11 protein-coding genes are annotated in these 13375 nt (G+C 73.7%); 2 read left to right on the top strand and 9 right to left on the bottom strand.

All coding sequences use genetic code 11. From position 1 onward, the window contains the following. Nucleotides 1-52 precede the first annotated feature (52 nt). The 4 genes from ACIO3P_RS04740 to ACIO3P_RS04725 form a co-directional block, all read right to left on the bottom strand. Nucleotides 53-1558: an amidohydrolase gene (locus ACIO3P_RS04740; protein ID WP_401855032.1), complete on the bottom strand. Its 1506-nt coding sequence runs from the start codon at nucleotides 1556-1558 to the stop codon at nucleotides 53-55. A gap of 129 nt (nucleotides 1559-1687) precedes the next feature. After that, nucleotides 1688-2440, bottom strand: a complete 753-nt coding sequence (locus ACIO3P_RS04735; RefSeq protein WP_401855030.1) for an ABC transporter permease — start codon at nucleotides 2438-2440, stop codon at nucleotides 1688-1690. Continuing rightward, complete coding sequence (locus ACIO3P_RS04730) at nucleotides 2437-3996, bottom strand: M14 family zinc carboxypeptidase (RefSeq protein WP_401855027.1); 1560 nt, start codon at nucleotides 3994-3996, stop codon at nucleotides 2437-2439. Before ACIO3P_RS04730 ends, ACIO3P_RS04735 begins: the two co-directional genes overlap by 4 nt. 57 nt (nucleotides 3997-4053) lie before the next feature. Then, nucleotides 4054-5523, bottom strand: coding sequence for an ABC transporter substrate-binding protein (locus ACIO3P_RS04725; protein ID WP_401855024.1), 1470 nt, complete (start codon nucleotides 5521-5523; stop codon nucleotides 4054-4056). A 127-nt stretch (nucleotides 5524-5650) separates the two neighbouring features. On the opposite strand from ACIO3P_RS04725, the gene ACIO3P_RS04720 reads away from it, so the two are divergent. Together ACIO3P_RS04720 and ACIO3P_RS04715 are read left to right on the top strand one after the other, a co-directional pair. After that, nucleotides 5651-6631 carry a transposase gene (locus ACIO3P_RS04720; RefSeq protein WP_401855021.1) on the top strand — a complete coding sequence of 327 codons (981 nt, stop codon included), beginning with the start codon at nucleotides 5651-5653 and terminating at the stop codon, nucleotides 6629-6631. Between the two features lie 153 nt (nucleotides 6632-6784). Beyond that, the gene (locus ACIO3P_RS04715; protein ID WP_401855019.1) at nucleotides 6785-7693 is read left to right on the top strand and encodes a response regulator; all 909 of its coding nucleotides are present in this window, start codon (nucleotides 6785-6787) and stop codon (nucleotides 7691-7693) included. A gap of 57 nt (nucleotides 7694-7750) precedes the next feature. Here the strand turns inward: ACIO3P_RS04715 and ACIO3P_RS04710 are convergent, their stop codons facing one another. The 5 genes from ACIO3P_RS04710 to ACIO3P_RS04690 form a co-directional block, all read right to left on the bottom strand. Beyond that, complete coding sequence (locus ACIO3P_RS04710) at nucleotides 7751-8614, bottom strand: carbon-nitrogen hydrolase family protein (protein WP_329827016.1); 864 nt, start codon at nucleotides 8612-8614, stop codon at nucleotides 7751-7753. Next, on the bottom strand, nucleotides 8611-9480 hold the full coding sequence (locus tag ACIO3P_RS04705) for a flavin reductase (RefSeq protein ID WP_329827017.1): 870 nt from the start codon (nucleotides 9478-9480) through the stop codon (nucleotides 8611-8613). Before ACIO3P_RS04705 ends, ACIO3P_RS04710 begins: the two co-directional genes overlap by 4 nt. A 72-nt stretch (nucleotides 9481-9552) precedes the next feature. Next, complete coding sequence (locus ACIO3P_RS04700; protein WP_401855016.1) at nucleotides 9553-10641, bottom strand: formylglycine-generating enzyme family protein; 1089 nt, start codon at nucleotides 10639-10641, stop codon at nucleotides 9553-9555. Next, nucleotides 10638-11327, bottom strand: a complete 690-nt coding sequence (gene ribA, locus ACIO3P_RS04695) for a GTP cyclohydrolase II RibA (RefSeq protein ID WP_329827019.1) — start codon at nucleotides 11325-11327, stop codon at nucleotides 10638-10640. Before ribA ends, ACIO3P_RS04700 begins: the two co-directional genes overlap by 4 nt. Then, nucleotides 11324-13369, bottom strand: coding sequence for a WD40 repeat domain-containing protein (locus ACIO3P_RS04690; protein WP_401855014.1), 2046 nt, complete (start codon nucleotides 13367-13369; stop codon nucleotides 11324-11326). The genes ribA and ACIO3P_RS04690 overlap by 4 nt, the downstream gene beginning before the upstream one ends. Nucleotides 13370-13375 lie beyond the last annotated feature (6 nt).

Here is a 13375-nt window from a genome sequence, read left to right as displayed (position 1 = left end):
CCTTCCGGGGGCGGTACGGCTCCGGTCACTCCCGCGCCGGGTACGGCTCAGGTCACTCAGCGCGGTGCGTCCAGCGCCCCGCCAGCAGCGTCCCGTGCACCGGCATCCGGCGCAGCGTCGCGTCGTCCGCTGTCAGCGGGTCGGCGTCCACGATCACCAGGTCCGCCACGTCACCGACCCGCACCGAGCGCCGTCCGCGCGCCGAGGCGGCCAGCGCCTGCGCCACCGTGAGCCGCTGCTCCGGGTGCCAGGCGGGGCGCGGATCGTCCGTACGGGACACCGCGTTGGCGAGGGACAGCCAGGGGTCGAGCGTGGCGACGGGCGCGTCCGAGCCCAGTTCCAGCCGGGCGCCCGCCGCCAGCAGGTCCGCGTAGGCGAAGGCCCGGTGCGTACGGCCGTGCCAGTGCCGGTCGGCGATGTCCCGGTCGTCCACGGCGTGCGTGGGCTGCACGCTCACGGTGACGTCGAGGGCGGCGAAGCGCGGCAGGTCCTCCGGCCGCAGCAACTGGCCGTGTTCGATACGGCCCCGGCAGCGGACGGCCTCGAACGCGTCGAGCGCCCGTTCGTTGGCGTGGTCCCCGATGGCGTGGACCGCCGGCTCGATGCCGTGCGCCGCCGCCCGGCGCATCAGGCCCGTCAGCTCCTCGGGGGTCATCTCGGCGAGCCCGTGCGTGTCCGGCAGCCCGGCGGCGTCGGGGTACGGGTCGTGGCAGAGCGCCGTCCGCGTGTTGAGCGAACCGTCGGTGATCAGCTTCAGCGGCCCGGTCTCCAGCAGCCCGCCGGGTACGTCCGGGGGCGCCGTGCCCGTACGCAGCCCCCGGCCGACGGCCGCGTCCAGGTACGGCGGGTAGACGGCGGCGGACACCCGTACCGGCAGGGGGCCGGGGGCCTCGGCGGTACGGCGGGTCCAGTCGGTGATGTTGTCCGCGTGCTCGAAGTCCAGGATGCCGGTGACCCCGAGCCGGGCCGCAGCCGCGCAGGCGTCCCGTACCCACGCGTCGGCGGTTTCGGTGGAGACGGAGGCCAGTTGGGCGGTGGCGTGGAAGCACGCGCGTTCGCGCAGCAGCCCGGTCGAGTGGTCGCCGAGGCCCAGCAGCGCCAGCGCGGGCGAGTTGGCCCAGCCCGAGTGGAGGTCGGCGCTGACGAGAAGGGCGGGGCGGTCGGGGATCAGCGCGTCCAGCAGGTCCTTGTGGGGCGCGTCCGGCCACAGACCGTCCCGGAAGCCGTACCCCGCCAGCGTCTCGCCGGGCGGCATGGCGGCGGCGCGCTCGCGGGCGGCCGCCGCCACGGCGCGGGCCGAGCCGAGGCCCGTCAGGTCGAGCCGGCGGCGGGCGACGGCCCAGCGCACGATGTGGACGTGGCTGTCCCACAGGCCGGGCAGGAGCGTCCGTCCTTCGAGGTCGACGGACGGGACGCCGTCCGTGCCGCCCGGGGACGGATGGATCTCCGTGACGCGCCCGCCCTCGATCCGTACGTCGCTCAAGGGGCCGCCCGCGCCGAGCCGGACGCGGCGCAGCGTGAGCGGCGCTGCGGGTGACACGGGTGCTGTTGCGGTCATGAATGCCTCCTGACGGCGCGCATGGCGCGGGCGGGTTCGGGGTGGTTCCAGGGTTCGAGGTGGTTCCGGGGTTCGGGGCCGTCCGCCGTCAGCACCGGGAGGTGCGGGACGACCGGACCGCTTCCTTCGTCAGCGGGTTCTCGGGTCCAGGGCGTCGCGGACGGTGTCCCCGAAGGCGATCAGGGCGTACACCGTGAAGGACAGGAACAGCCCGGGGAAGATCAGCAGATGCGGGTGTGCGGCGAAGGAGTTCTGGGCACTGGCGAGCTGAAGTCCCCAGGAGAGGGCGGGCGCCTGGATCCCCACGCCGAGGAAGGTCAGCCCCGCCTCCGCGACGACGACCCCGCCGACGGTGATCGACGCCGGGACCAGGACGGGCGTGAGGACATGGGGCAGTACGTGCCGGCGCACGATGTGCCATTCGCCCGCGCCCATGGAGCGGGCCGTGGTCACGTGGTCGGCCTCCCGCGCCGAGCGCACCGAGGCCCGGACGACGCGGGCCATCGGCGGCCAGCCGAAGAGGGCGAGGACCGCGGCGACGGTGGTGACGTTCCGGGTGGTCACGGTGTCGAGGACGATGATCGCGCCCAGCAGGAACGGGAAGCCGAGGAAGACGTCAGTGAGCCGGGCGATCACGCTGTCCACGATCCGGCCCGACATCCCGGCGAGGCGGCCGAGCACCAGGGCCACGGCGAGGCCGCACCCGGTGGCGAGCACCCCGAGCCCCACACCGGCGACGGCCTCGATCGCCCACGCGGTGAGCGCGAGCCGGGCGGTGACGGGCCAGCGCTCGGCCATCTGCTGGGAGACGGACCGGCCGGTGAAATCGGTGCCCAGGTCGCCCTGGAAGAGCCCGGCGAGGTAGTGGCCGTACGGGCTCACTGCGGCTCCTCGGCCGAGTTCCGCTCCGTCCCGGTTCGCTCCGTCCGGTTGGCGTGGTCGGCGGCGGCCAGCAGCGCCGCGTACTGGATCCCGGCGAGGGCCGCGATCGGGATCGGGTCGCCGAAGGCCGGCACGGCCTCGTCCTCCCAGCCGCTGTAGGCGCGCTCCAGCTCCTGGTGGCAGCGGCGGACCGTGGGGGTGGCGGTGCCCGCCGTCACCTCGGCGCCGAGGGCGCGCAGCAGCATCCCGCCGAAGCGGATGCGGAAGCTGTGCACGGAGTGCCGGCAGGCGTACCGCTCGGCCACGGTCGCCGACCGCTCCTCCAGCCCGTCGGCGCGGGTGCTCTCCATGTCGGCCAGCGTGGTCAGCGACGGCACGAAGTTCTTCACCGCCCGCAGGAAGGGCGTCGCGATGGTCAGTTCCGGTCCGGCGGTCGCCAGGACGCGGCCCAGCAGCTCGCCGGTGGAGCGGAGCCCGTCCGCCCGCTCCCGTACGACGTCGGCGTAGCTCTCGGGCACGGGGGTGTCGTCGTCCGCGTCCGGGTGGGCCCAGTGCGGGACCTCGGGGGCGAAGTAGAAGGTGCCGTACGGCTCGGTGTAGGCGGCGCTGGAGGCGCCCGCGATCTCGGCGGCGGCGTCGATGCCGAGACCGTCGAGGTAGTCGTAGGCGTCACGCATGTCGATGACGCCGTACACGGAGGGGGCGTACCGGGGGGAGTGCGCGGACTCGGGCTCACCGGTGGCGAGCGGGATGCCGACGGCCGGGGGGACGGCCTCCAGCAGGCCGTACAGCTCGGGCGCGGGACGGTTGACGTAGTAGTAGGCGCCGCCCGACTCGCAGTTGTGCAGGGTGGTGAGGAAGCGGGGCTCGGTGGCGTCCAGCAGCCGCATCAGGGCGAGGGTTTCGGGCAGTACGCGGTCGAAGTAGGCGTCGCGGTAGGCGAACGGGAAGGTCCACTCGACCTGTTCGTCGCCGGCGGGCCGGTAGAAGTGGCGCCCGTACAGCCGCTTGTCGGTGGGGGCGGCGAACCAGCCCTCGTTGAGCCGGGCGCCGTCCGGGTCGACGCACGGCACGATGTGCCACGCCCCGCCGAAGCGCGCGCGCAGCGCGTCGTCCTCGCAGAGCGTGGTCGCGAGGTGGAGGGCGGTGACGGCGCCGACCGGCTCGTTGGGGTGCACCCCGCCGACGACGACGAACTGCGGTACGGAGCCGTCCGGGGCACTGGGGGCCTCGGGGGCCTCGGGGGCGTCGGAGGCGTCGTCCCCGGCGGGCTCCGAGGCATCGGGGGCGCGGACCGTGAAGCAGAGCAGCGGCTCGCCCAGCCGGGAGGTCCCGATCCGGCGCTCCGTGATCCGGTCCGGGTGCAGCGCGGCCAGCGCCCGGAAGGACGCCAGGAGTTCGTCCACGCCCGGGTAGGTGTCCGTCGCGGGTACGGTCGTGGCGCGCCGGATCCACTCCCCGGCGTCGCGGGCGGCGACCCGGGGGCCATGAGGGGGCGTGGCCGAGGCCGAGGCCGAGGCCGACGGGGTGGACGGCCGCGATGTCGCTGTAGCCATGGGGGTGGGGTTCTCCAGAGGTGAGGGGTGCGGTGCGGGTGCGCGGGGTGGTGCCGGTCAGCCGGTGACGCGGATCCGGTCGAGTTCGAGGTCGGCGGGGCCGACGGTCACGCCGGACACCCGCTCGGTGGCGGCGTACACGTACGTCCCGTAGAAGAGCGGTACGACGGGGAAGTCCTCCAGGACGCGTTCCTGCGCCTCGTTGTAGAGCCGTTCGGCGGTGGCGGGGTCGCGGCTGCTGTCCGCGCGGTTCAGCAGGGCGTCGACCTCGGGCTCGCTGTAGTGGGCGCACATGCAGCCGCCCGCCTCGGTGAAGATGCCCCGCAGGGTGTTCTGCATGCTCGGGTAGAGGGCGCCCCAGTGGCCGTAGGACGGGCCGGTGAGCTTCTTCCCGATGGACTTCTCGCTGAACTCGGACCAGTCGGCGGTGGGTTGCGCGGTCACATCGGCGAGGCCGAGGTTCTGCCGTATCTGGTTGGCGAGCGCCTTGTACAGCTCGTCGAGGCCGAGACCACCCGGATAGGTGAGCACCATCGGGCCCGACCAGCCGCCCGCCTTCCTCAGCAGCGCCTTGGCCCCTTCCGGGTCGTAGCCGCAGGCGTCGCAGACACCCGTCTTCGCGCAGACCTCGGAGGGCGGGGTGAGCGAGGTCGCGGGCGTGTAGAGGCCGCCGTACCTCGTCTTGTTGACGGTGGAGCGGTTGATGGACATCGAGAGCGCCCGGCGCAGATCGGGGCTCCGGAAGCGCGGGTCGTGGAGCGGCAGGTTCAGGAACTCCAGCGACGGCGCCTCGTACGTGTGCACCCGCCCGGGGAAGTCCGTCCTGGCCTGGGCGTACTTGCTGACGGGGACGCCGGTGACGTCGAGTGTGCCCGCCTGCGCGTCCGTGTAGGCGGTCTGGAGATCGGTGTAACTCCGGAAGGTGATGGACGGGGAGGCGGGTTTGGGACCCTTGTAGCCGGCGTAGGCGGTGACGGTGGCGCCCCGGTTCGGCTCCCACGTACCGGACATCTTGAAGGGCCCGTTACCGATGGGGCGCCGGTCGAAGGCGGCGAGATCCTTGTAGGCGGCCTTGGGCAGCGGGTAGAAGCCGACCTGGTTCGGGGTGAGCTGCAACGGGAACTGGCTGTCGGGGGCGGTGAGCGTCACCTCCAGGGTGGTGTCGTCCACGGCCTTCACCCCGGAGAGCTTCTTCGTGGCGGGTTCGCCCTTCGCGGGGTTGAGCGCGGCATACCCCGCGACGCCGGCGAACTGGCCGTTGGCCGCCCAGGCGATGGGGCCGTACGCGGTGGCGTTCCACGCGCCGGCGTAGCTCCGGGCGGTGACCGGCCCCCCGTTGTGGAAGGTCCAGCCGGAGCGGAGCTTGACGGTCCAGTGGCGCGCGTCGGAGGACGTGACCGACTCCGCCTGTACGTAACTGAGCTTCCCCTCGGTGTCGACCTTGACCAGCGGCGCGAAGAGGGCCCGCACCTGGTACGCCGCGACGGCGCTCGCGGGAACGGTCTTCGACATGGATGATCTGCGCAAGACAACTCCATGGGAGACGGGAGGCACGGGGGGTGTACCGGGGATACTCGCCGCGAGCGAGATAGCGTGTCAACGCAAAGGTGCGAAAGTTTTAGACTGAGATGAATCTTTAACTTGGAGGACTTCGATGCCGGCCGACACGTCCGTACACCAGGACGGCTGGGACCGCGAGGCGTTCGTCGAGGAGATGGGGCTGCTCTGGGAGGCGGCGGGCAGCGGCCGGATGGACGGGCGGATCATCGCGTATCTGCTGATCACGGACGTCCCCTACGTGTCGTCGGGGAAGCTGGCCGAGGCGCTGAAGGTCAGCGCGGGCTCCATCTCCCTGGCGACGCGCCGGCTGGTCGAGGCGGGCTTCGTCAAACGGCACGCCGTCGCCGGTGAGCGCAGCCGCTACTTCCGGGTGGACGACGACGTGTGGGGCAGCTTCCTCGCGGGCGAGCGGCGCTATCTCGACCGGCAGTACCAGCTCGCCGAGCAGGCGATGGAGCTGCTGGGCCCGGAGGAGGAGGCGCCCCGGCGGCGGCTGCGGAACATGCGCGACTACATGCGCTGGGTGGGCGGCGACCAGAAGGGCATGCTGACCCGCTGGCGGGAGTACCAGCGGCGGTCCCGCGTGGACGACGGCACGGATGGCGGTACGGGTGGCGGTGCGGGTGGCGTTACGAGGGAAGGCGTGGCCGGGGGCGTTCACGCGCCCGCCGACCGCCAACCGGAGGAGGCGCCGGAGCAGCGGCGTCCGTCGATGAAGCTGAGCCCGGTGCTGGCCCGGCAGCTCGTCCCGGACGCGCTGTGGACGTACGCCGAACCCCTGCTGCTCGCCGAGAGCTCGGCCACGGGCCCGGCGGCGGAGCGGCGTGAACGCGCCGCCTTCACCGCCGTCGTCTACGTCCTGACCTCCGGATGCGGCTGGCAGCAGCTCCCCGCCCAGTTCGGCACCTCGTCCGCGACCGCGCACCGCCGCTTCACCGCGTGGACCAGGGTGGAGCTCTGGCAGCGCTGGCTCACCGCCGTGAGCGGGGCCGCCGACGCGCTCGACGGATCGGTGGCCGCCTGGTGCGCGGAGATCGTCAGGGCGGCCGAGGACCGCCGGTCGGCGGGCGGCTGACGGAGCGGGGGAGGTTTCACCGGGTTTCCCCAAGGTTTCTCCGAAGGAGAAACGGCTGAACGCCAGGACCGCTCCGTACGTATCCATGGGGAAGGTGTGATCTGACGTTCGACGGTTGTTGCGCGACGGCACGAAGGAAAGGTGGGGTCACGCATGCAGGTGCTGCTCGTCGAGGACGATGTCTCGATCGCCGAACCGCTGGTGGACGGGTTGGCGCGGTACGGAATTACGGTGCAGTGGGTCTGCACCGGCGACGCGGCTCTGGACGCCCCGCGCGGTGACATGGTCCTGCTCGATCTGGGGCTGCCCGACATGGACGGCATCGACGTGTGCCGCGAGTTGAGGCAGGACTCCGACGTGCCGATCATCATGCTCACGGCGCGCGGAACGGAGGCGGACCGAGTGGTCGGGCTCGAACTCGGCGCCGACGACTACCTGGCGAAGCCCTTCAGCCTGCGCGAGCTGGTGGCCCGGATCAGGGCGGTGACCCGGCGCTCGCGGATGACGGCGCCCGCGCGCCACGCCGTCCCCGCCGGGCAGAGCGCCGGGCACGGCGCCGGGTATGGATCCGCGCACGGCGCGGGGCATGGATCCGCGCACGGCACCTCGTACGGCGCCGCGCACAGCACCGCACGCCATGCCACCGTTCCCGTCGGTACCGCCGCAGCCCCCGCCGCCCGGCCCGCGCTCGTCACCGCGATGCCGGAGGCGCCAGGGGCCCGCAGGGCGGCCGACGCCTCGCCGCAGATCATCGGCGACATCCGGATCGACCGGCGGACCCGCCAGGTCCATGTGGCGGGCCGGCCCGTCACGCTCGCGCCCAAGGAGTTCGACGTGCTCGCGCTCCTCGCCGAGGACCCGGGCGCCGTGTGCTCACGGCAGCACATCCTCGGCACCGTGTGGGACCCGAACTTCTTCGGCCCGACCAAGACGCTGGACGTGCACATCGCGGCGCTGCGCCGCAAGCTCGGGGACCCCCGCCGCATCGAGACACTGCGCTGCGTGGGGTTCCGGCTCACGGTCTCGTCCGGGTACGAGGCACGGGCGGACAAGGTGTCCTGAGCGCCCGCCGGTCGCGCGCCCGGTGGTCCAGCGCCCGCCGGTTCACCGCCCGCGTCCTCAGCGGCTCGCGGTACGGCACTCCTCCAGCATGTGGAGCAGGCCCCGTACCTCCGCCAGCTCCACCGGGTCGAGATCGGCCAGGACGGTCTCCTCGCCCGCCGTCGCGGCGCGGGCCACCGTCCGGCCGCCGGGCCCGTGCACGGCCGTACCGCCGCCGCACGGGCGGTGCGGCGGGCCGCCCACCGGATTGCTGAACACCGCGTACACGGTGTTCTCCAGCGCGCGGGCGGCGAGGTAGACGGCCGCCCGGTACTCGTTGCCCGCCGCGAACGCGCTGGGGCAGAGATAGACATGGGCCCCCGCGAGCGCCGCCGCGCGCCCGTGCTCGGGGAAGGACATGTCGTAACAGACCCCGAGCCCCAGCCGCCAGCCGTCGACGGTGAGGTCCGCGCCCCGGTTCCCGGGCGCCCCGGCGGAGAAGAGCGCGCGCTCGTCGGCGTGCCAGAGGTGCTGTTTGTCGTACGCCACGGTCGGCGGGCCCGAAGGGCCGCACACCACCAGCGAGTTGGTCAGGGCGCCGTCGGCGCCGAGCACGGCCGCGCCGGTCAGTACGGTCACGTCGTGGGCGGCGGCGGCCTCGGCGAGCGGGTCGAGCCGGGGATCGGTGACGGTACGGCCGGAGTCCGCGCGCACCGCGTACTGGCCGGGCGCGGCGGCGAGCGCGGGCAGGTCGTACGCGCAGAGGTGCAGCTCGGGCAGGACCACCACCCCGGCCCCCTCACCGGCGGCGCGCACCGTCAGGGCGGCGGCGTGGCGCGCGTTGGCGGCCACGTCCCCGGAGACCGACCCGGTCTGTACGGCGGCCAGCCGGAGCGGCGCGGAGGGCAGGGGCAGGGCGAGGGGCGGCAGGGGCTCGCTCATACGGGGGCTCCCGGGGGTCTGGGGGCGCCGGGCGCGGCCGGCACTCCGGTGATGTCGGTGTGTCCGGCCTTGGCGCCGTCCCGTTCGACCAGCACACGGCAGCCGTGCAGCCGCTCGGCCGGCAGTCGGTGCGACACGGGCACCGGCAGATCGACGAGGAAGTCGCCGTACGCGGCCGGGGGATGCTCGCCGAGCGGTACGGTCCCGCCGTCGGCGGTCAGCAGGGTCACCCGCCACCGGGCGTCGTCGGCGGCGCCCCGGCCCGTGGCGACCGGTCCGGTGGCGGCGATGCGCAGGAGCCCGTCGGGCAGCAACTGCGCGGCGGCGACGATCGCCGTCCGCCGTACGGGGTCGCCGAGCGCGTGCATCGGCCCGTGCTTGACCAGCGGCCGGACCGTGCCGAGCGGCGCGGACGCCCCGGCCGGCGCGTTCCCGGGCAGGTGCGCGGCCACGACCTCGCCCGCGTACATCGTGTGCACGGGAAAGCGGACGGTCTCGCGGAGCACGCACTCGACCGCGACCACGCCCCCGGTGACCCACGGCGTACCGGTCGCCGTCGGCTCGCCGAACGTGATCAGCTCGCTGCCGGTCTTGTCGATGTCGGCGACGGAGAAACTTCCGGCGAAGTCCGCCAACTCCGCCTGGTCCTCAGCGCAGAGCGTCAGCGAGAACTCACCGGCGGCGGCGATCAGCGCCCCGGAGGCCGAGCGGGGGCCGAGGACGACGGCCGCGTACAGGGGCGCCTTGTTGACGAAGTAGGACCACTCCGCCGACATCACGTTGGTGGCGGAGCCGTGCCGTACGGAGACCAGGCCCACGGTGCTCGTCAGTTTCTTCCACAACTGGTCGGGAATGGCAGGCGTCATGGGGTTACGGGAGTCCTCACGTCGATACGGTGCTGGTTATGGCGACGGGTACGCCGGGCAGGGGACGCGCGATCACGGGCGGGTGCCGGTGGCGAGCCGGAATCCGACGGGGTAGAGCGGGCTGGGGAACGCGCCGTGCCGGCGCCGGGTGCGCGCGAGATCGCCGAAGCGGGAGAAGCTGCCGCCCCGGGCGACCCGGTACGGAACGCGAGCCCCGTCCGTACGGGACGCACCGTCCGCACCGGCGGGACGGTCCAGGCCGGGGGAACCGTCCGTACCGGCGGAGAGGTCGTCCGTGACGAACGAGCCGCCCCAGTAGGGCCGGTAGTCGTCCGCGACGAACTCCTCGACGTTGCCGCCCATGTCGGACACGCCGAACGGCGACCGGCCGGCCGGGAACGCGCCCACCGGAGTCGTGGTGTGCACCCCGGTCTCCCGCGTGTTGGCGGCGTCCGCGTCGAACCGGTCGCCCCACGGGAACGCGAACCCCAGCGGCCCCTTCGCCGCGTACTCCCACTCGGCCTCGCCGGGCAGCCGCCACGGATGCCCCGTGCGCTCCGACAGCCAGGCCGCGTACGCGTCGGCGTCCTCGGGGCGTACCCCGGCGACGGGGTGGTTGGCGCGGTCGTACGGATAGGCACCCAGGTACCAGGTGGTCGGCCGGGCCGTGTGGCGAGTGTCCGCCAGGAAGTGCCGGTATTCCGCGTTGGTGACGGGGTAGGTACTGATCCAGTAGTCGGCCAGCGCGACCTGCTCCACCGGTGTCTCCTTCTCGATCCACGCCCTCTCGACGCCCACATGCGCCCACGCGTCGACCACCGCCGCGACGTCCCGTGGCGGCAGACCGATGTGTACGGCGCCGCCCGCCACGGCACGGGTGGCGGGCGCCGCGCCCGTACGGATGCGGGGGTCGCCGAGGAGCGCGAGCAGCCCGCCGGCGGCGAGGCGTACGGCGAGGGGCTCGGCCGGGTCCTCGACGGCGGCGGCCAGTTCGGCGGGGGTGAGCGCGCGCAGCCGCTCGGCGGAGTCCCGGTCGGGGTGGAGCAGGGCCGGGTCGGCGAGTTCGGCGTGGGCGGCGAAGTGCGGGGCGGGAGGTGTGGCGGGAGGAGAGGGAGATGCGGCGGGAGGAGTCGGAGGTGTGGTCGTTTCCGGTGGAGTCATGCCCGTGTCCCGTTCCGTGCGTCGCTGGTCTCCGCCTCGTCCGCGCGGGGGCCGAGCGCCAGCGTGTGCCCGGTGGTGCGCGCCTTGGCCGTGAGATAGGCGGCGTTGTCGTCGGTGAGATGGAGCCGGGTCGGCACCGCGGCCGTGACGTCGATGCCGTGGTCGCGCAACTGCCGTACCTTGTCCGGATTGTTGGTGAGCAGCCGGATCCGGCGCAGCCCGAGGGCGCGCAGCATGGCGGCGGCCACCCCGTAGTCGCGCTCGTCCGCGCCACGGCCGAGGAGCCGGTTGGCCTCGAAGGTGTCCGTGCGCGCGTTCTGGAGCAGATAGGCGTCCAGCTTGTTGTAGAGGCCGATACCGCGCCCTTCCTGGCGCAGGTAGAGCACGGCCCCGCCGTGTTCGGCGAGCGCCCCCAGCGCCTCGTCGAGCTGGGGGCCGCAGTCGCAGCGCGTGGAGCCGAGGAGATCACCGGTGAGGCACTCGCTGTGCAGCCGCACCAGCGGGACGGTCCCGTCCCGGGGCGGTACGAAGCAGGCGACGTGCTCCCCGGCGTCCGGCAGGCCGTGGAAGGTGACGAGTTCGGCGCGCAGCCCGCGGGCCCGGCCGAGGGTGATCGCGACGCGCGCCCGTACCGTCGCCCCGTCCGACCCGGCGTCGGCCCGGGGTGCGGCGCTCGCCGTACTCAACTCGCCACCCGCCCGTATCCGAGGGCGTCGGCGTTCTCAGTGTTCCCGGCAGTCCCGGCGTTCTCGGTGTTCTCGGTGTTCTCGGCGTTCTCGGCGTTCTCGTCGATCCTGGCGATCCCGGCGGTCCCGACACCGTCGGCCCGTTCGATCAGTTCGTCGACCTGCCACGACCGCAACTCGCCCACCGGAACGTCCGGTTGCTCCCGCCCCACGAGTGACAGCCGCCCGTCCCAGCCCGCGACCACCATCCGCCGCTCGTCCCACGCGGTCATGCAGGAGAGCCCTTGACGGAACGCGCTGACGAGCCGGCCCGAGGCGAGCGTGCCCACGCTGTCCTGCCAGTCGACCTCCCAGGCGTAGAGGCCGAAGTCGTACGAACCGGCGAGGACGACCGGCGCGTCCGGATCGCCGAGCAGGCCGACGCACTTGACGGACTCGTCGGGGCCGAGCAGGGTCTGCACGTTCGCCGCCCGCCGCCCGCCCATGGCCCGGCCCGCGTCCGGGCCCGCGTCCGGGCCCGCGTCGCGTGGCGCCAGCAGGCCGACCTTCACCGTGTGGTCCCGCGACGCGGAGGCGACCACCCGGTCGCCCAGCCCGGCCACCGCGTTGACCAGGTTCCCGTGCTGCCAGAGCGTGGCACGGTCGTGCAGCGGCCCCGCCGCGACCGTACGGTCCGTGGCGGCCGACAGGAAACCGCCGTCGAACGGGGACAGCGACTTCACCGACCCCGCGTGCGGGGCGCCCCGGTCCACCTCGTCGAGGGTCACCGGGTCGAGGGCGATCAGCTCGCCGTTGTACGTACCGGCGACGAGCAGGTCCCCGGCCAGGCAGAGCGAGGGCACGGGCGCGCCGAGCGGGGCGCTGACGGTCATGTCCTCGCCGTCGTGGCGTACGACATGGCCCGCGTACGTACCGGCGTAGAAGGTGCCGTCGGGGCCGGTGGCGAGCGACAGCACCGGGCTCGCGGACACCGGCAGGACCCGCACCTCGGAGGGGGACTCGTCCTCCACGTCCAGGACGAGGACGCTCCCCGAGTCGCATCCCACGAGAAGCCGGTCACCGACGCTCCGGTCCCGGGTGCCCCGGTCGCCGAGGACCGCGAGCGCGTTCGCGCCGTGGCCGGGCCGCCGGGGGGCGGAGAGTTCCGCCCCGGTCGCGAAGTCCAGCAGGTGCGGCGCGTTCCAGAAGCTGCCCGCGGCGACCAGTCCCCGCGCCGCCGCCACCGACCGTGGCCAGAGCCGCGCGTCGTGCAACTGGCGGACCGGCTCGCCGCTGATGTCGATCCAGTGCAGGGAACCGTCGTACGCGCCCACGACGATCGAGCAGTCGTCGTCCGCCCAGGCGACCGAGCGTGCCGCGGAGGTGGAGACGGTGATCGTCCGCAGACACTCCAGCTCCGGCGTCAGCAGATTGACGACCCCGTCGTCGCGCGCGACGGCCAGCAGCTTCCCGGAGTGCGACCACGCGCACCCCTCGACGGACGACGCGTAGTGCCGCAGCTCCGCGGTGGCCGGGCGGCCGGGGTCGCCGACCGCGACCATGCCGTCCTCGCCCACGGTGGCCACCAGCCCCTCGCAGCTCACCGAGACCATCATGCAGTGGGCCGCGTGGGAGCCGATCTCCGCGAGGAGGGCGCCGGTCGGCGTGTCCCACATGGTGGCGCGGCCGTCCTCGGAGACACAGATGAGGCGTCGGCCGTCCGGCATCCAGGCCACGGAGTTGATGTCGTCGGTGTGCCGGGCGAGGACCGTGACGAGCCGGTGCCGCCCGTGCTCGGGGATCCGCCACACCCCGACGGTCTTGTCCGCGGACGCAGTGGCCAGCAGGGTGGGCGCGGTCGGGCTCCACGCGGCGGCGTTCACGAGACGGCGGTGGCGCAGCCGCGTCAGCGGGACGGGACGGGCCGGCTCGCTGGTGTCCCACACCAGCACGGTTCCGTCGTACGAGCAGCTCGCGAGGCGTTTGCCGTCCGGCCGGAAGGCGACATGGGTGATCGGGGCGGCGTGGCCCAGCGGGTCGGGCTTCAGATCTATCGTGCGCATGGTGCT

Source organism: Streptomyces sp. NPDC087310, from assembly GCF_044744405.1.
GTDB lineage: Bacteria > Actinomycetota > Actinomycetes > Streptomycetales > Streptomycetaceae > Streptomyces.
Note: the sequence above shows the minus strand (reverse complement) of the source record. Positions and strands in the feature narration are given on the sequence as shown.